18 protein-coding genes are annotated in these 17,325 nt (G+C 71.1%); 6 read left to right on the forward strand and 12 right to left on the reverse strand.

The window, feature by feature from the left end; all coding sequences use genetic code 11:
* Positions 1 to 110: 110 nt before the first annotated feature.
* From murI to AB4112_RS00945, 7 genes are all read right to left on the reverse strand, one after another.
* The gene (gene murI / locus AB4112_RS00915) at positions 111 to 965 is read right to left on the reverse strand and encodes a glutamate racemase (RefSeq protein ID WP_441716631.1); all 855 of its coding nucleotides are present in this window, start codon (positions 963 to 965) and stop codon (positions 111 to 113) included.
* A gap of 118 nt (positions 966 to 1,083) precedes the next feature.
* Complete coding sequence (locus AB4112_RS00920; protein ID WP_441716633.1) at positions 1,084 to 1,527, reverse strand: acetyltransferase; 444 nt, start codon at positions 1,525 to 1,527, stop codon at positions 1,084 to 1,086.
* Positions 1,524 to 2,087, reverse strand: coding sequence for a GNAT family N-acetyltransferase (locus AB4112_RS00925; RefSeq protein ID WP_309801372.1), 564 nt, complete (start codon positions 2,085 to 2,087; stop codon positions 1,524 to 1,526). Before AB4112_RS00925 ends, AB4112_RS00920 begins: the two co-directional genes overlap by 4 nt.
* Before the next feature lie 90 nt (positions 2,088 to 2,177).
* Positions 2,178 to 3,356 (reverse strand): helix-turn-helix transcriptional regulator, encoded by a 1,179-nt coding sequence (locus AB4112_RS00930; RefSeq protein ID WP_309801374.1) that lies wholly within the window; start codon positions 3,354 to 3,356, stop codon positions 2,178 to 2,180.
* A 438-nt stretch (positions 3,357 to 3,794) separates the two neighbouring features.
* Positions 3,795 to 5,654, reverse strand: coding sequence for a cobaltochelatase subunit CobT (gene cobT, locus AB4112_RS00935; RefSeq protein ID WP_309801376.1), 1,860 nt, complete (start codon positions 5,652 to 5,654; stop codon positions 3,795 to 3,797).
* 146 nt (positions 5,655 to 5,800) lie between these two features.
* Positions 5,801 to 6,781, reverse strand: a complete 981-nt coding sequence (gene cobS / locus AB4112_RS00940) for a cobaltochelatase subunit CobS (protein WP_309801378.1) — start codon at positions 6,779 to 6,781, stop codon at positions 5,801 to 5,803.
* A gap of 50 nt (positions 6,782 to 6,831) precedes the next feature.
* On the reverse strand, positions 6,832 to 7,413 hold the full coding sequence (locus AB4112_RS00945; protein WP_309801379.1) for a J domain-containing protein: 582 nt from the start codon (positions 7,411 to 7,413) through the stop codon (positions 6,832 to 6,834).
* A 204-nt stretch (positions 7,414 to 7,617) separates the two neighbouring features.
* On the opposite strand from AB4112_RS00945, the gene AB4112_RS00950 reads away from it, so the two are divergent.
* Entirely contained in the window at positions 7,618 to 7,902 is a 285-nt protein-coding gene (locus AB4112_RS00950; protein WP_441716637.1) for a BolA family protein, read from the forward strand.
* Here AB4112_RS00950 and AB4112_RS00955 read toward each other — a convergent pair.
* Positions 7,899 to 8,483 (reverse strand): TetR/AcrR family transcriptional regulator, encoded by a 585-nt coding sequence (locus AB4112_RS00955; RefSeq protein WP_441716639.1) that lies wholly within the window; start codon positions 8,481 to 8,483, stop codon positions 7,899 to 7,901. The two genes, AB4112_RS00950 and AB4112_RS00955, sit on opposite strands and share 4 nt — an antisense overlap.
* Before the next feature lie 161 nt (positions 8,484 to 8,644).
* Here AB4112_RS00955 and AB4112_RS00960 point away from each other — a divergent pair, with 161 nt between their 5' ends.
* Both AB4112_RS00960 and AB4112_RS00965 read left to right on the forward strand, forming a co-directional pair.
* Positions 8,645 to 9,418, forward strand: a complete 774-nt coding sequence (locus tag AB4112_RS00960) for a glucose 1-dehydrogenase (protein ID WP_441716641.1) — start codon at positions 8,645 to 8,647, stop codon at positions 9,416 to 9,418.
* 300 nt (positions 9,419 to 9,718) lie between these two features.
* The gene (locus AB4112_RS00965) at positions 9,719 to 10,597 is read left to right on the forward strand and encodes a hypothetical protein (protein WP_441716643.1); all 879 of its coding nucleotides are present in this window, start codon (positions 9,719 to 9,721) and stop codon (positions 10,595 to 10,597) included.
* A 397-nt stretch (positions 10,598 to 10,994) separates the two neighbouring features.
* On the opposite strand, the gene AB4112_RS00970 is transcribed toward AB4112_RS00965, so the two are convergent.
* Positions 10,995 to 11,846, reverse strand: a complete 852-nt coding sequence (locus AB4112_RS00970; protein WP_309801386.1) for a LysR family transcriptional regulator — start codon at positions 11,844 to 11,846, stop codon at positions 10,995 to 10,997.
* A gap of 101 nt (positions 11,847 to 11,947) precedes the next feature.
* On the opposite strand from AB4112_RS00970, the gene AB4112_RS00975 reads away from it, so the two are divergent.
* Entirely contained in the window at positions 11,948 to 12,946 is a 999-nt protein-coding gene (locus AB4112_RS00975) for a zinc-dependent alcohol dehydrogenase family protein (protein WP_441716645.1), read from the forward strand.
* A gap of 7 nt (positions 12,947 to 12,953) precedes the next feature.
* Here the strand turns inward: AB4112_RS00975 and AB4112_RS00980 are convergent, their stop codons facing one another.
* Positions 12,954 to 14,156 (reverse strand): lactonase family protein, encoded by a 1,203-nt coding sequence (locus tag AB4112_RS00980; RefSeq protein ID WP_441716647.1) that lies wholly within the window; start codon positions 14,154 to 14,156, stop codon positions 12,954 to 12,956.
* Positions 14,157 to 14,421: 265 nt separating this feature from the next.
* On the opposite strand from AB4112_RS00980, the gene AB4112_RS00985 reads away from it, so the two are divergent.
* Positions 14,422 to 14,673 carry a DUF3297 family protein gene (locus AB4112_RS00985; protein WP_441716649.1) on the forward strand — a complete coding sequence of 84 codons (252 nt, stop codon included), beginning with the start codon at positions 14,422 to 14,424 and terminating at the stop codon, positions 14,671 to 14,673.
* On the opposite strand, the gene AB4112_RS00990 is transcribed toward AB4112_RS00985, so the two are convergent.
* Both AB4112_RS00990 and AB4112_RS00995 read right to left on the reverse strand, forming a co-directional pair.
* Positions 14,643 to 15,110, reverse strand: a complete 468-nt coding sequence (locus AB4112_RS00990) for a very short patch repair endonuclease (protein WP_441716651.1) — start codon at positions 15,108 to 15,110, stop codon at positions 14,643 to 14,645. The two genes, AB4112_RS00985 and AB4112_RS00990, sit on opposite strands and share 31 nt — an antisense overlap.
* 98 nt (positions 15,111 to 15,208) lie before the next feature.
* A complete protein-coding gene (locus tag AB4112_RS00995) occupies positions 15,209 to 16,432 on the reverse strand; it encodes an aminotransferase-like domain-containing protein (protein ID WP_441716653.1) in 1,224 nt (407 codons plus the stop codon).
* A gap of 243 nt (positions 16,433 to 16,675) precedes the next feature.
* Between AB4112_RS00995 and AB4112_RS01000 the strand changes: the two genes are divergently transcribed.
* A complete protein-coding gene (locus AB4112_RS01000) occupies positions 16,676 to 17,233 on the forward strand; it encodes a DUF3592 domain-containing protein (RefSeq protein WP_441716655.1) in 558 nt (185 codons plus the stop codon).
* Positions 17,234 to 17,325: the final 92 nt, after the last annotated feature.

The raw sequence follows: 17,325 nt of genomic DNA on the forward strand, positions 1-17,325 counted from the left end.
CACGACGAGCCGCTCTGGCCGCCCCTGGATGCCACGGTCAAGCCGTGGCATGACAAGTGAAGGGGCGTGCCGAGACGCGACCGGAGAATTGGGCTCAGACTCGCGGGGCCTCAGGCCGCCCCGATCGGCTCGAACACGGCCGGGCGGCCGTAGAAGCGGGTGGCGAGGGCGGAGACCTTTTCGGCATCGCCGGTCGTATAGAAGCGGGGCAAAGGCGCCGCTGTCCCGTCCGCGGTGTCGAATTCGGGGTGGCGTTCAAGATAGGCGGCCAGGCTGCGGGCGGTGATGTCGGGCTGGGACAGCATCTCGACCCCGGGCGGCAGCGCCTCGGCGAACAGCCCTGATATCAGCGGGTAATGGGTGCAGCCCAGGATCACCGCATCCGGCGGCACGCCCCCGAGCTGCCGCATCAGCAAGGCCGCGTAGCGGCGCACCGCGCGGCGCAGCACCGCCTCCGGCGCCGCCTGTTCGATCAGCGTCACCAGCACCGGGCAGGCCTGCTGCACCACCGTCACCTCCGGCGCCCGCTTGCCGATCTCCTCGACGAAAGCGCCGCTGCGCACGGTGTGGCGGGTGGCGAAGATGGCGACGGTGCGCGGCTCGCCGCGGTGCCGGCCGGTGCGGATGTCGGCCATCCAGGGCACGCCGGTGATGGCCTCGACCATCGGCACCAGCACCCCGATCACCCGGCGGTCGGGGTGATGCGACGGCAGCCAGCTCTGCTGCAGCCGGCGCAGCCCGTTGGCGGCGGCGGTGTTGCAGGCCACCACCACCAGCCGGCAGCCCAGGCCGAACAGGCGCTCCACCGCCGCCACGGTCAGCTGGTAGATCTCCTCCGGCTCGCGGTTGCCGTAGGGGGCGTGGCGGTGGTCGCCGAGATAGACGAAGCGCTGGCCGGGCAGGTCGTGCGCCAGGGCCTGCAGCACCGTCAGCCCGCCCGTGCCCGAATCGAAGACCCCGATCATCCCGCATCCCCATGGTCCCGCTGTGGCGGTAGCGGATCTTCGCGGCATTCTCAAGATCGCCGGCTGAGAGGACTGTCTCGACAAGCTTGCGGCGCTGCTGGGCTGACCGGTCGTCCGGTCAGGCTTCCGCGGCCATGTGGATCAGCGGGAAGGCCATGCCCATGCCGTCGACCGGGGACCGCCCGGTCTCGCGGAAGCCGCATCTGCGGTAGAAGGCGACGGCGCCGGGGTTCTGCTCGTTGACGTCGAGGGTCAGGGCGCCCTTCAGCGCCGCGGCATGCGCCAGCAGCGCCCGGCCGGTGCCCAGGCCGTGCCGGTCCGGGTCGACGAACAGCATCTCCACCTTCGCCTCGGCCAGGCCCATGAAGCCGACCGGCGCATCGCCCGCCCCGGCCGCGACCCACAGCTCGGCCATCGCGAGATAGTGGTCGCGCAGCAGCGGCACGAAGAGCTGGATGTCGTCCTCGGTCAGGAAGTGGTGGGTGGCCCGCACGGCGCGCAGCCAGATGTCGAGCAGTTCGGGATTGTCGTCCAGCCGGCCGGCGCGGATCGCGACCGTCACCGCCGGCCCCCGGCGCGGGCGCGCCATTCCTCGCGGGTCTGGCCCCAGATCTCGATGTCGAGGCTGTCCAGCGGCGCCGGCAGCCGGCCGGGGCCGCGGAACACCGATCCCAGCCGCCGCGCCACCGCCTTGGACGGTTCGTTCTCCGGCGCGATGCAGTGGATCACCTCGGTCCAGCCGAGATGGTCGAAGGCCCAGTCGATCGACGCGGCGGCGCCTTCGGTGGCGTAGCCCTTGCCCCAGGCCTCGCGGCACAGGCCCCAGCCGATTTCGGTGCCCGGCCAGCCTTCCGGCTGCCACGGGCCGAGCCGGCCGATCCAGCGGCCGGTCGCCTTCTCGATCACCGAGAACATGGCGAAGCCCTGGATCGCCCAGGCCCCGGCGATGATCATGAAGCCGCGCCAGGCCGTGGTGCGCGGCTGCACGCCGCCGAGGGCGCGGGCGACCTCGGCATCGGCCATCATCGCGGCCCAGCCCTCGAAATCCTCCGCCTGCGTCGGGCGCAGGATCAGGCGGTCTGTCTCCAGGACCGGGCCGGTCTCCAGGATCGGGGCGGGCATGGCGGCGCCTTCTGAGTCGAAATCGGCCGCAGCAGGCCCGATCCGGCCCGGCCGGTCAAGCCGACGCCGGTCGGGGTCGCGGAGGGCCGCTCAGCGCCCGGTGACGGCGTCGATGTCGGCGGCCACGAAGCTGTGCAGCAGCAGGCGGACCAGATCGGCCTGCCGGTGGGTCTCGGTCTTCTCGAACACCTGCTTGAGGTAGTGGCGGGCGGTGCCGATCGAGATGCCGAGGGTTGCGGCGGCCTCGGCCGGGCCGGAGCCGTCGGCGATCAGCGCCGCCAGGTCGGCCTCGCGCCGGGTCAGGCCATAGGTCGTCACCAGCCCGCCCGTGTCGATGCGCAGGCGCCGGTCGGGGTCGGACACCAGCACGGCCACGCCGCCGGCATCCTCGCGGTCGATCCGGCGGCCGATGGTGGGCGCCGGCACCACGGTCAGCACCAGCGGCCCGTTCGGCGGGCGGCGCGACACCGGGATGCGCCGGGCCATGTCGCCGCTGCTGGACAAGGCGGCGTCCATGTCGTCCGGGCCGCCGCCCATCAGCATGGCCGCGGCGATCGCCTGGTGCAGCACCCGGGTCTGGGCCGGCAGCGCGGTGGCGATGCCGTAGCTGTCGGCCAGCAGCCCGTCGCGCGCGGCGATGATGGCTTCGGCCCGTTCGTTGCGGTAGGTCGGCCGGCCCTGCCGGTCCAGCAGGATCAGCCCGATGCCCAGCGCGTCGATCGCGGCCAGGGCGCCGGCCGCGCGCGGGTCGGTGGTGGCCAGGCGGCGGCTCAGCCGGCCCGCCTTGGCCAGATGGGGCACCAGGGTCTGCAGCGTGGTCAGCTCGGCCTCGCCGAAATCCCGGTCATGCAGCGGGCGGCAGACGCGGACCGCCGACCAGTCGGAGGATTGGCGCCAGGGCACGGCGACGGCGGCCAGCCCGCCGCCGATCGGCCGGATCAGCTCCTGGTAGAAATCCGTCCGCTCATAGTCCCGCACCGGCAGCATCGAGGATTGGGTGCGGGCGACGCCGGCCGGGAACCGCCGCATCTGCTCGGCCCAGAAGTCGCTGTGCAGGATGCGGTCGCAGCGGCTGGAGTGAAGCTGCACGTCCATCCGGCTGCAGGTCGACAGGTCGACGCCGAGCGGCGTCGAGGTGCTGAAGATGGCATGGCTGCCGCCGACGATGTCGCGCACTGCGTCGAGGCACTGCGGCCAGCCATCGGGCTCCAGCGCCGCGTCGTAGATCCGCTGCACGGTCTGCAGGATCGCCTGCGCGCCCGCGGTCATTCGACCGATCCTTCTGCCTGCGCCGCCCGGGCGGGATCAAATGTCGGACCGGCACGCATCGCCGCATGCTCGTCGCGCCCTGGTCGATCATGGCATGCAGACATCGCAAACGCTCCGGCATTTCCTAGAAAAGGAAAAAATGACTACTGCAGCGATCCCCGTCGATTCTGGTCCTGTACTCGGCTGGCCGTGGCGAAAACCGAGAATGCCCGGCGAACATCTTTCCAAATCGGGAGGAAAATATGAAGGCCGATATACCCCTCCATGATTACCACTATTGTGGCATCGGTGTGGATATCCGGCGGCGATCGGCGGGCGGCTGCGGCCGAACGGCATCGCCCGCGGGGTGCGGAACCGGTCCTGGCGGACGGGCGTCCGGTCAGTGAAGGGAACGGACTGTGTCGTCGGTTCGCAGCGATGGGGCGCGGCCCCGCCGGTTCACCCCGCCCGGCGCAGGCCCGCGGCCGCCTTCTTCGGCGCCTCGTCGAACAGCTCGGCCAGCTTATCGATCATGGTGCCGCCCAGCTGCTCGGCGTCGACGATGGTGACGGCGCGGCGGTAGTAGCGGGTGACGTCATGGCCGATGCCGATCGCCACCAGCTCCACCGGCGACCAGCGCTCGATGTACTCGATCACCTGCTTCAGGTGGCGTTCGAGATAGTTGCCGGGGTTGACCGACAGGGTGGAGTCGTCGACCGGCGCGCCGTCCGAGATCACCATCAGGATGCGCCGCTGCTCCGACCGTCCGACGATGCGGTTGTGGGCCCACAGCAGCGCCTCGCCGTCGATGTTCTCCTTCAGCACGCCCTCGCGCAGCATCAGGCCCAGATTCTTGCGGGCGCGGCGCCAGGGGGCGTCGGCGGATTTGTAGATGATGTGGCGCAGGTCGTTCAGCCGGCCCGGATTCTGCGGCTTGCTCTGCTGGATCCAGCGCTCGCGCGCCATGCCGCCCTTCCAGGCGCGGGTGGTGAAGCCCAGGATCTCGACCTTCACGCCGCAGCGCTCCAGCGTCCGCGCCAGGATGTCGGCGGCGATCGCGGCGATGGTGATCGGCCGGCCGCGCATCGACCCGGAATTGTCGATCAGCAGGGTCACCACCGTGTCGCGGAAATCGGTGTCCTGCTCCATCTTGAAGGACAGCGGCGTCAGCGGGTTGATCACCACCCGGGCCAGCCGGGCGGCGTCCAGGATGCCTTCCTCCAGGTCGAAATCCCAGGACCGGGTCTGCTTGGCCATCAGCTTGCGCTGCAGCCGGTTGGCCAGCTTGGCGATCACGCCCTGCAGGTGCTGCAGCTGCTGGTCCAGCATCAGGCGCAGGCGCGACAGCTCGTCGGCGTCGCACAGGTCCTCGGCCACCACCACCTCGTCGAACTGGGTGGTGTAGGCCTTGTAGTTCAGGCCGGTGGGGTCGAACGGGCCGGTCTGGTCGTCGCGCCAGGGCTGGCCCGGCGCGTCGGTGTCCTCGGTGGCGAATTCGTCGCTGTCGTCGGAGGAATCCTCCTGCTCGGCGCCCTCGGCGTCGGTCTCGTCGCCGCTCTCGGGGTCGCTGTCGCTGTCGTCGGCGCTGGCGCTGACCTGCTCGCCCTCGCGGCCCTCCTCCTCGGGCTGCTCGCCCTGCGACTTCTCGTCGTCGTCGCCCTCCTCGGTCTCCTCGCTCTCGTCCTCCTGGCCGATCTCGACGTCCAGCTCGGCCAGCAGGTGCTTGGCCTGGCGGGCATAGGCGTCCTGGTCCTCCATCGCCTCGGCCAGCTGGTGCAGCGTCCGGCCGATGCGGCTTTCCAGCCAGGACTTCCACAGTTCGGCGGCGTGGCGGGCGTTCGGCGGCGGCTTCTCGCCGGTCATCGCCTCGCGGGCGGCCAGCCGCACCGCCTCGGCCAGCGGCACCTGCTCGCGCTCGGTGACGCGGTCCAGGCCCTGGCGCTTGTAGCGGTCGTCCAGCGCCGCGGTCAGGTTGCCGGCGACGCCGGCCATCTGGGTGGCGCCGATCGCCTCGCAGCGCGCCTGCTCAAGCGCCTCGAAGGCGGCGCGGGCGATGTCGCCCTGCGGCATGCGGGCGGCGTGGACCTTGGCGTTGTGGTGGCGCAGGCGCAGCGCCACGGCGTCGGCGGCGCCGCGCACCTTGGCCACCTCGGCGGTGGTCAGCAGGCGCGAGGGCTGCGGCAGCCGGGCGCGGGTGCCGGCGACGCCGGGCGGCTCGCTGGAATAGGCGACGGTGATGTCGGGCCGTTCGGCAATGGCGCGCACCGTCGCCGTGGTGGCGCGCTTGAAGACCTCGATCGGGCTGTCGTCCTGGGGCATCGCCTGCTTCGTCTCTGCGGCTTTCGCCGCTTCCGCTTTAGCCTGTCATTGCCGGGCCTGACCCAGCAATCCAGAGGGTTTCGACATCCTCTGGATGCCCGGATCAAGTCCGGGCATGACAGGAAGAAAAGTCCCGCGACCCGGCCTCACGCCAGATGGGCGCGGACGCCGCTTTCCGGCAGTTCGGTGCCGAAGCAGCGCTGGTAGTACTCGGCCACGGTCGAGCGCTCGACCTCGTCGCACTTGTTCAGGAAGGTCAGGCGGAAGGCGAAGCCGACATCGCCGAAGATCCGCGCATTCTCGGCCCAGGTGATCACCGTGCGGGGGGACATCACGGTCGAGATGTCGCCGCCGATGAAGCCGGCACGGGTCAGGTCGGCCAGGCGGACCATGGCGTTGATCTTGGCGCGGCCGTCCTCATTGTCGAAATCCGGCACCTTGGCCAGCACGATCTCGACCTCGGCGTCATGCGGCAGGTAGTTCAGGGTGGCCACGATCGACCAGCGGTCCATCTGGCCCTGGTTGATCTGCTGGGTGCCGTGATACAGGCCGGTGGTGTCACCCAGGCCGACGGTGTTGGCGGTGGAGAAGATGCGGAAGGCCGGGTGCGGCTTGATCACCCGGTTCTGGTCCAGCAGGGTCAGCTTGCCCTCGACCTCCAGCACGCGCTGGATCACGAACATCACGTCCGGCCGGCCGGCGTCGTATTCGTCGAACACGATGGCGCAGGGGTTCTGCAGCGCCCAGGGCAGGATGCCCTCGCGGAACTCGGTCACCTGCTTGCCGTCGCGCAGCACGATGGCGTCCTTGCCGACCAGGTCGATGCGGCTGATGTGGCTGTCCAGGTTGACGCGGACGCAGGGCCAGTTCAGCCGGGCCGCGACCTGCTCGATATGGGTCGACTTGCCGGTGCCGTGATAGCCCTGGATCATGACGCGGCGGTTGTGCGCGAAGCCGGCCAGGATGGCCATGGTGGTGTCGCGGTCGAAGCGGTAGGCGCTGTCGACATCCGGCACGTGCGGCGTGGCGGAGGAGAAGGCGGGCACCTGCAGGTCGCTGTCGATGCCGAAGGTCTGCCGGACGGAAACCTTGATGTCGGGCAGCGTGGTGGAGGTGTCAGCGCTCATGATCCAGTCGAAGTCCAAATTCCAGAGGTAACGGAGTACGCGGTGGCGGGTTACGAGGCGAAGCCAGCCTTCAACACGGTGTAGGCGTGGTTGATGGTCTTGAACTTCTCCTCGGCATCGCGGCTGCCGCCATTGGCGTCCGGGTGATGCAGTTTGACAAGCGTCTTGTAGCGCGCCTTGAGCGCTTTCAGGTCGAAAGGGGGAGCGAGTTCGAGCGTCTTCATCGCGCTCTCCTGCTCGGTCAGCGGGCGGCCCGCTTGAGCCTCCTCCTGCGCCTCGGCGCCGGCCCGGAACGGGTTGTCGCCGGCGCCCTCGGCGAAGCTGCGGTAGATCCGGTCGCGCAGCCGCTGCTCGGCGCGCCAGCTGCCCATCGGCCAGGTCGGCCGGTCCCACACCGTGTCGCGGCGGGCCTCGCGCTCGATCTGGTCGGCGCTCATGCCCTGGTAGTAGTTCCAGCCGCGGTTGTACTCCCGCACATGGTCGAGGCAGAACCAGTAGTACTCGTTGAGATGCTGGCGCGACTTCGGCGCGCGGAATTCCCCTGCGCCGGCGCAGCCCGGATGATCGCAGCGGCGCGCTGACGGCGCCGGCTCCTCATACGTCCGGTGATATCTGCGGTTTGCAGTGGCCATGGTGCGAGTATGGGCAGGGCTCATTCGCCTGACAAGCCGACGCGGTGGGGATCAGACCTGCCGCCGTGTCGCAGCATCGGCGCTTGCGGCATAGGCGGGTAGGAGGGCAGCCGGGGTCTGCGGGATCTTCCGCAGGACCTCCCCGGCCGGGGCGGCCTCTGCTATCACGGTCGGGAGAGACCGGAACGGAAGAGGTCGAGACCGATGCAGATCGCCGAAAGCATGCGCCGCAAGATCGAGGATGCGCTGGCCCCGGCGCAGCTGGAGATCATCGACGACAGCCACCGCCATGCCGGCCACGCCGGGCATGACGGGCAGGGCGAAAGCCATTTCCGGGTGCGGATCGTGTCCGAGGCCTTCACCGGCAAGTCGCGGGTCGACCGCCAGCGCCTGGTCTACGACCTGCTGGCGGCGGAGCTGAAGGACCGGGTGCACGCCCTGTCGCTGACCACCCAGACGCCGGCGGAATCGGCCAAGGTCCCGGGCTAAGGCTGGCCCTCCGCCAGCGCGACCAGCCTGGCGCGGACCGCCGCCAGGATCTCGTCCGACAGCGCCGGGTCCGACACGGCGCGCGACAGGGCCACGGCGCCGACCAGGGCGCTGGCCGCCAGCAGCGCGTAGGCCCGGCTGGCGTCCGGGTCCTTCGCCCGCTGCATGGCGGCGACACTGTCCAGGTTGCTCTTGAACTGGCGGGTGAAGGCCGCCCGCGGCCGCTCGTCCAGGCGCCCGGCCTCGCCGGCCAGCGCCGCCACGGCACAGCCATTCGCCGGATCGTCGCGGTGCGCCGGGTCGAGATAGGTCGCCACGAACTCGGCATAGTCGCGCGGCGCGCCGTCCGGTCGGGTGGTGGTGGTCTGCACCCGGCTGTGGCCCAGCGCCATCTCCACCGCCTCGGCCACCAGGTCGTCGCGTGAGGCGAAGTGGCGGTAGAAGCCGCCATGGGTCAGCCCCGCCTCCTGCATCAGCTCGGCGACGCCGAGGCCGTCGACCCCCGACTCGCGAAAGCGCGCCGCCGCGATCCGCACGATCCGGTCGTGGCTGGCCGCCTTGTCGTCCCGCGAATGGCCCATGGCGATATCTCCCCACACCGGTTGACAATCAGGATGACGGTTATCATCTCCTCAATCAGGATGACGGCCATCATGCAGAATATGGGGTCGTCAGGCCACCGCCGCCAGGGATGCGCGGCACCCTATGCAAGCGACGCCCCGACGGGGTGCAGGAGATCGTGATGAGATTGCAGGACAAGGTCGCGCTGATCACCGGCGGCAACGCCGGCATCGGCCTGGCGACGGCCCGGCGGTTCGTGGCCGAGGGCGCGCGGGTGGCGATCACCGGCCGCAACCGCGAGACGCTGGACGCCGCGGCGCGCGAGCTGGGCGATGCGGTGCTGGCGCTGCAGGCCGACACCACGGATGTCGCGGCGATGGAGCGGGCGGCGGCGGAGACGGCACAGCGCTTCGGCAGGATCGACATCGTCTTCGCCAATGCCGGCGTCGGCGGCACCACCCCGATCGGCCAGACCGCGCTCGAGCAGTTCGAACAGATCCTGCGCATCAACCTGACCGGCGTGTTCTTCGCGGTGCAGGCGGCGCTGCCGCATCTCAACGACGGGGCCTCGATCATCCTCAACGGCTCGGTGCACAGCGTCTACGGCGCGCCGGGCTGGTCGGCCTATGCCGCCAGCAAGGGCGGGGTGCGGTCGATGGGCCGGGTGCTGGCGTCCGAGCTGTCGCCGCGCGGCATCCGGGTGAACGTGGTGTCGCCCGGCGCCACCGATACCGAGATCTGGGATGCTGTGGCGCCGACGCCAGAAGCCCGGGCGGCGCTGGAGCAGCGCATCACCCGCGGCATCCCGCTCGGCCGCTTCGGCAAGGCCGAGGAGGTGGCGAACACGGTGCTGTTCCTGGCCTCGGACGAATCCAGCAACATCCAGGGCACCGAGATCTTCGTCGACGGCGGCGGCTCCGGCGCGCCGTACGGGGCGCCGGTGTATCGGGGGTGAGCGATACCGCCAGCGGCGGAGGTTAAAAAGAGTCCCCCCTCCCCTCGCGGGAGGGGGTWGGGGGAGGGGGTTTCCGATGCCCCGAACCGGCCACGACCCTGGCAATTTGGCTCCGACGACGAAGCCTGTCCTTTGCCCCATTCGCGCGCGGACGCGCGCAGACCCCTCCCCCTACCCCCTCCCGCAAGGGGAGGGGGGACAAGAAAGGAATGGGCTCGGTTCATTCCGAAAGGGTCCCGCAAGCGGGAGAGGCGCAGGCGTAAACACAATGTGCATTGTGTTAAGTGGAACGACTCGTTCATGATGCGTTCCATGGAGGCAGCACCAGAAGGTTTCGACATCCAGGCCCACTGCCGCAGCCTCGCGCTGCAGCAGATGGAGATGCTCACCGAGATCGCCGAGATCAGTCTGCAGCTGGTCAGGGGCGAGGGCGCCCGCGCCCTCGACGCCCAGGCCCAGGTGAGGGCCGCGGCGCCCGGGACCGACGAGGCCGCGGCGGCCAGGGCCGAGGCGCGGGAGGCCGGGCTGGCCTTCAGCCGCTTCTCCCGCACGGTGCATCAGTCGCTGGCCCAGCGCGCCCGCACCGCCGACAAGCTGTGCGCCCAGGACCGGGCCGAGACCCCCGACCGCCTGGCGGCCCGCAAGGCCCGCCGCGACCGCCACCGCGACGAGGTCCAGGACACGCTGCAGGACATGATCTGCGAGGAGATCGAGGATGAGGGCCGCTTCAACGCCCTGAAGGACGATCTCGAGGAGCGGGTCGATGGGCTCTACGAGGACCAGGATGTCCAGGTCGAGGACCGGCCGGTGGGGTCGGTGATGGCTGGGGTGGCCTGCGGCCTCGGCCTGTCCGAGACCTGGCAGCGCTGGCGCGGCGAGGAATGGCCGGCCACGCCGCGCCCGGCCCGGCCGGCGGGCAGCCCGGCGGAGATCCGGGCGATCCGGGCCAAGCGCCGGAAGGCGGTGACCGCCGCGGTCGAGCGGGACTTTGCGGAATGCGCCGATCCCGCCTGGATCCCGGCGCTCCGGGCCGGGCTGGCGGTGCGGCTGCAGGAGGCGGATGCGGTCGAGATGCTCGACACCGAGACCATCGCCACCGCGGCCCACCGCCTCTGCCGGTCGCTCGGGCTCAGCCCGATGATCTTCGGCTTCAAGCCGGACGCGCCGGATACCGGGTGACGGGCTGGATGGGCCGGGGCCACCCCCTCACCCGAAATCGCTGCGCGATTTCGACCTCTCCCCAAGGAGAGGTGTGGAGCGGCGCGCCTTCTCTTAGTCCCCCTCCCCCTGCGGGWGGGGGGTAGGGGGAGGGGGTTTTCGCCGCTGGAGCCGGCCTCGATTCCGAAGATCCAGCCGTCGATGGCGAAGCCTGTCCTTTGCGCAGTCGCGCGCGGACGCGCGCAGACCCCTCCCCCTAACCCCCTCCCGCAAGGGGAGGGGGGACTCAGGAGGAATGGGCCGAGAGGGAAGAGGGCTTCGCCCTCTCCCTGGGGTGAGGGGGAGAGCCGGCCTGTCCCATGACAGAGCCAAAGCAAACCGAGCCCCCTACGGGACGAGGACCCGATTGGGTTCAGCCCTATCCCGCCAGCCGGTCCAGCAGCGTGTCCAGCAGGGCGCGCAGCCGGGCCAGGCGGCGCAGGTCGCGGTGGAAGCCGATCCAGACGTCGCGGCCCGGCGGGGCCTCGCCGAGGTCGATCGCCGCCAGACCCGGCTCGGCATCGCCCAGCGGCCGGGGCAGCACGGCGAAGCCGGCCCCGGCGGCGCAGGCCCGCGCCTGGGCCTCGCGGTTGTTGCTGCGGAAGGCGATGCGGGCGCGCGGCAGCAGCCGGGTCAGCCAGCCGACATCCGGCAGCGCCTCGAAGGCGGTGTCCATGGTGACCAGGGCGCTGCCGGCACCGTCGCCGGCCACCGGCGGCGGGGTGCCCGCCGCGGCGTAGAGCGCGTAGGGCACATGGGTCAGCCGGCGCTGCACCACCTCGGGCTCGTCGAAGGGCCGGATCCGCACCACCAGGTCGGCCTCGCGCCGGGCCAGGCTGAACAGCCTGGCATCGGTGACCAGCTCGACCGTGACGCCGGGATGGGCGCGGGTGAAACCGGCCAGGACCGGGGTCAGCACCCGGGCGCCGAACCAGTCCGACGCCGAGACCCGCAGCATCCCCTCCAGCGCCCGGCCCTGGCCGGCGAGGGTGCGCTCGAAGGCGATCGCCTCCTCCTCGATGCGCTCGGCATGGGCCAGCACGGCCTCGCCCTCGGCGGTCAGCACGAAGCCGTCGCGGGTGCGCTGGAACAGGGTCTGGCCGACCGCCTGCTCCAGCGCCCGCAGCCGCCGTCCCATGGTCGGCTGGGTCTGGCCCAACTGCCGGGCCGCGGCGCCCAGCGTGCCGGCCCGCGCCACCGCCAGGAAGATCTTGAGGTCGCTCCATTCCATGCCGGGATCATACAAAAATGCATGGATCTCGAACATTCTCTTCGATTTCGGATCGGCCGGGCATGGGCCATCTCTCGGGCCTCGACCTTGAGGAGCTAGCCATGACCGATATCCCCTCCATGCGCGCGCTGGTGCTCGACCGGCCGGACGCGCCGTTCCGCCTTGCCGAGCTGGCCCGGCCGGTGCCGGCCGCCGGCCAGGTGCTGGTGCGGATCGCCGCCAGCGGCGTCAACCCGCTCGACCTCAAGATCCGGGCCGGCGCCGCGGCGCACGCCCGGCATCCGCTGCCCGGCATCCTCGGCATCGACCTCGCGGGCACGGTGGCGGCGGTGGGACCCGGCGTCGCGGGCTTCAGGCCGGGCGACGAGGTCTACGGCATGACCGGCGGCGTCGGCGGCCACCAGGGGTCGCTGGCCGACTATGCGGCGGTGGATGCGGCGCTGCTGGCGCCCAAGCCGGCCAGCCTGACGATGCGCGAGGCCGCGGCGCTGCCGCTGGTGGTGATCACCGCCTGGGAAGGGCTGGTCGACCGCGCCGCGGTGCGCGCGGGGCAGGACGTGCTGGTCCAGGGCGGCGCAGGCGGCGTCGGCCATGTCGCGGTGCAGATCGCCCGGGCCTTCGGGGCGCGGGTCTTCGCCACCGCCTCGGCCGGGCAGCACGATCTGGTGCGGCGCCTCGGCGCCACCCCGATCGACCACGAGGCGGTGACGGTGGAGCAGTATGTCGCCGCCCACACCGCCGGCCGCGGCTTCGACCTGGTCTACGACACGGTCGGCGGGCCGGTGCTCGACGCCTCGTTCCAGGCGGTGCGGCGCTTCGGCCATGTCGTCAGCAGCCTGGGCTGGGGCAGCCACGCGCTGGCGCCGCTGTCGTTCCGCGCCGCGACCTATTCCGGCGTCTTCACCCTACTGCCGCTCTTGACCGGCGAGGGCCGCGCCCGGCACGGCGAGATCCTGCGCCAGGCCGGGGCGCTGGCCGAGGCCGGCACCCTGGCGCCGGTGGTCGACCCGCGCCGCTTCACCCTGGCCACGGCCGAGGCCGCCCACGCCGCGGTGGCCGCGGGCAACACCGCCGGGAAAGTGGTGGTGGAGGTTGAGTAGGGCAGGCTCAGCCCGGCGCGAAGGCCACCATGTTGGGGCTGCCCACCGGCAGGTACTGGCCGGTGAAGTCCAGCTTGCCGGAGCGGCGGTCGACCCGGAACAGGGTCACCTGGTCGCTGCGCCGGTTGCAGGCGAACAGGAAATGGCCGGTGGGGTCGAGCGCGATCTGGTTGGGGTAGTCGCCGCGGGTCCATTCCGCGTCCAGCCAGCGCACCTTGCCGTCGCCGCCGATGGCGAAGATGGCGATGCTGTTGTGCAGCCGGTTGCCGGCATAGAGGAAGCGGCCGTCGGCGCTGACCGTCAGGGCCGAGGCGAAGCTGGACCCGGCGAAGCCCGGCGGCAGCGTGCCGGTCTTCTGCAGCAGCGCGGTGCGGCCGGTCGCGGGGTCGTAGCCGTGCACCGCCAGCTGCGACGCTTCCTCATACAGGGTGTAGAGGATGCGGCCATCCGGATGGAAGGCGAAGTGGCGCGGCCCGGCGCCGGTCGAGGCGGTGGCGAAGAAGGCCGGGTCGGCCGGGTGGAGCTTTCCGGCCTCGGGGTCGAGGGTCCAGACATAGGTGCGGTCCTGGCCGAGATCGGTGCTCAGCACGAAGCGCGCCTGCGGGTCGGCCTCGACCATATGGGCATGCGAGGCGTCGTGGCCGCTGCAGGCGAAGCTGCCCGGCGGCGCGGCCTCGGCCGTGGTCGGGCCGGTGGGGCCCTGCGGCGCCTGGACATCGGTGGCCTCGGCCAGCGACCCGTCCGCCGCGATCGGCAGCACCGTCACCTGGCCGCCGCCGTAATTGGCCACCAGCACGTGGCGGCCGGCGGGATGCACGCTGCAATGCGCCGGCCCGGTGCCGCCGGAGCCGACGCTGTTCAGCGCGGTCAGGTCGCCGCTGGCGCGGTCGACCCGGTAGGCGGTGACCGAGCCCTGGGCCTTGCCGCCGAAGGAGTCGATCTCGTTGACCGCATAGGCGTGGCCGCCATCGGGGGCGAAGGCCAGCCAGGACGGGTTCGGCCCGGCGAAACTCTTCACCGTCTCCAGCCGGCCCTTCTGCGCGTCCAGCCGGACCAGGGTGATGCCCGGGCCATTGCCGGTCTTGCCGGTGTAGCTGCAGACATAGAGCAGCCGGGATCCCGCCTTGATCTCCGCCGCCCTCGCGCCGTTCGCCATCGTCATCCCCATGGCCAGTGTGGCGGTGCCGCCGAGCACCGCGCGCCGCGACATCCCAGCAACATCAGGGCCCGAGGCCATAGCCTCGCCCTGTGTGACACCGGTCTCCGTCCGATCCGATCCCGACATGATTGCGCCTCGCTGCGGTGGCTGGAATCCCTTTTCGGGTAATTCCGTTATTGTGGAATTGCTTCCTTAATTGCGATTCAGCCTAAGGGCGGAAACTCGGGACGGTCAAGGGGCGGCGACGATAGCGTGGTTGGCAGCGCGGCCGCGGGCGGCTATCACGCGGGGTGATTTTGCTGTGAAGGCCGCCGCCATGACCCAGACCCCGCCCGACCACCTCTCGAACAATCCGAACAGCCCGCATTACGACGAGGCCGTGCTGCGCCGGGGCATCGGCATCCGCTTCAACGGCACCGAGCGGACCAATGTCGAGGAGTACTGCGTCAGCGAAGGCTGGGTCCGGCTGTCGATGGGCAAGGCGCTGGACCGGCGCGGCCACCCCCTGACGATGAAGATGAACGGCGTGGTCGAGCCCTATTTCCGGGACGAAACGCCGGAGGGCTGACCGCCGGCGCCGGCAAGGCCGGGCCGGTCGCCGTCGATGCGCTCGCCGAGCCGCCGCCGCAGGCCCTCGGCATCCTCGGTCTCGCACTCCCACAGGATGACGACACGCCAGCCGCGGGCCTCCAGCGCCGCCGCGGCCCGGACGTCGCGCTCGGCATTGGCCCGGAACTTCGCCGCCCAATAGTCCGGCCGGGTCTGAGGCTGGCGCGCCTTGCGGCAGCCGGGATGCTGGTGCCAGAAGCAGCCATGCACGAACAGCGCCACCCGCCGCTTCGGCAGCACCAGGTCCGGCGTGCCGGGCAGGTCGCGCCGGTGCAGCCGGAAGCGCAGGCCCATGGCGTGCGCGGCGCTGCGGGTGCGGCGCTCCGGCAGCGTGTCCTTGCTCCGGATCCGGGCCATCAGCCAGGACCGCCGCTCGGGCGTCAGCCGGTCGACCATGCCGGATCCTCCTCGTGGTGGAAACGAGGCGGTGTTCTCGGTCATGGGCCGGGTCGGGCCAATCCGGTTCTTGCTGCCGCGCCCGAGCGCGCCTTCCCTCAGGCCGCTTCCCGCGCCGCCCCCGCGATCAGGGCGCCGAGCCGGCCGATGCCGGTCTCGATCGCCGCCGCGTCGGCCAGCGAGAAGGACAGGCGCAGGCTGTTGCCGCCGGTGCCGTCGGCGTGGAAGGCGCGGCCGGGGACGAAGGCGACGCCCTGTTCGACCGCCCGGGCCAGCAGCTCGGCGCCGTCCAGCCCCTCCGGCAGGGTGACCCAGATGAACATGCCACCCCGCGGCCGGGTCCAGCTGACCCCCGCCGGCATGTGCCGCAGCAAGGCCGCCAGCATGTGGTCGCGGCGGTCGCGGTAGGCGGCGCGGATCTTCGCCACCTGGGCCGCATGGGCGTGCTCGGCGGCATGGTGCATCACCATCTGGTTGATGGTGGGGGTGTGCAGGTCGGCCGCCTGCTTGGTCAGCACCAGCTTCTGCACCACGCCGCGCGCGGCGCAGATCCAGCCGATGCGCAGGCCCGGCGCCAGGGTCTTGGAGAAGCTGCCGCTGTGGATCACCCGGCTGCGGTCGATGTCGCCGCCCTTGGCCGCGACGTCCAGCGCCTGCAGCGGCGGCACATCCTCGCCGTCGTAGCGCAGCTGCTGGTAGGCGGCGTCCTCGATCACCGGGATGTCCAGCTCGTCGGCCAGGGCCAAGGCGCGGCGGCGGCCGTCCAGGCTCAGGGTCTCGCCCGACGGGTTGGCGAAATCCGGGGTCAGGTAGGCCAAAGCCACCCGTCCTCCAGCGGCTTCAGCCGCCATGCGATAAGCCGCGGGCGTGGTGTTGCCGTGCTCCGGCGCCAGCCGGTCGTAGCGCGGCTCATAGGCGTTGAAGGCCTGCAGCGCGCCGAGATAGGCCGGCCAGGTCACCAGCGCGGTGTCGCCCGGCGACAGGAACAGCTTGCCGAGATAGTCCAGCCCCTGCTGCGAGCCCGAGGTGATGACGATGTTGTCGATGGTGCAGGACACCCCGATCGACGCCATGTGCCGGACCAGCCACTGGCGCAGCGGGACATAGCCCTCGCTGACCGAATACTGCAGCGCGGCGCCGCCGGCATCGAGCGCGGCGGCATAGCCCTCGCGGATGACATCGGTCGGGAACAGCGCCGGGTCGGGGATGCCGCCGGCGAAGGAGATCACGCCCGGCCGGTCCAGCAGCTTCAGCAGCTCGCGGATCTCGGAGGCGCGCATCTTGGCGGCGCGCGTGGCGTAGTGGGTCTCACCGATGCTCATCGGTCTGGTCCTCGGTCGGTCGTCCTGGGCGCGCCGCATCCCGGCGTCGACCCACGGAACCATGCGGCTCCGATTTATGTCAATGAGACTGACCTATATCATGCCAGAGTTGCGCTGGATGCGACTCTGGAGACATTTTATTTCGGCTGTGTCCGTGGCGTCGAGGCTTTGCGGCCATCGCCGGTAGGAGCATACTCCTGCCATCGAGTGACGCATTTCCAGCGATCCGATTTCAGGCTGCCCATGTCCAACGCGATCAATTTCAATGGCTCTTCCGCGCCGCGGCGCCACAAGAGCTTCTGGCGAATCGCCTGGGAGAGCGGCCTCCTCTTCGGTCTGCTCCTCCTCCTGGGGGGTGGCTTTGTCGCCTCGGCCCTGCTGCCGGGCGCTCCGGCGATGATGAAAGTCTGGACCGTGGCCGGCACCCGCGGTTCCACCGCCGCGTGTGGGATCCTGGCCGCCCTCGTGGCGCTGCTGTTCCTCTGGTTCGCCCTGCCGAACACCATCCGGCGCTGGCGCCTCGCCCGCCACGGCGTCGCGGCCCAGGGCATCGTGACCCGGACCGAGCCATTTCTCATGGCGCCGGCTTCCCCTGCTTCACCGAAAGGCGCGTTCCGGTTCCGGCCGGAACACCGCATCTATGTCCACTACCGCTTCCGCGACGCGGCGGGGAGGGAGCATGACGGCCGCGGCTCTTCCCGCACGCTGTGGCCCCGCCCGGCGCCGGGAGACCCGATCGTGGTGATCTACAATCCGCGCCGCCCCAGCCGCTCGCTGCCGGCGGTCGACCTGACGGTGTGACGCGGGCCTCCGGAGTTGCCACCGGCAGCGGCCCTGGGGATAGTGGTGCGGGGCGCCGCACGGAGTTGTGCTGGGCCAGTCACCAACGCCAG

This window comes from Inquilinus sp. 2KB_23, assembly GCF_052115705.1.
GTDB classification, from domain to species: domain Bacteria; phylum Pseudomonadota; class Alphaproteobacteria; order DSM-16000; family Inquilinaceae; genus Inquilinus; species Inquilinus ginsengisoli_A.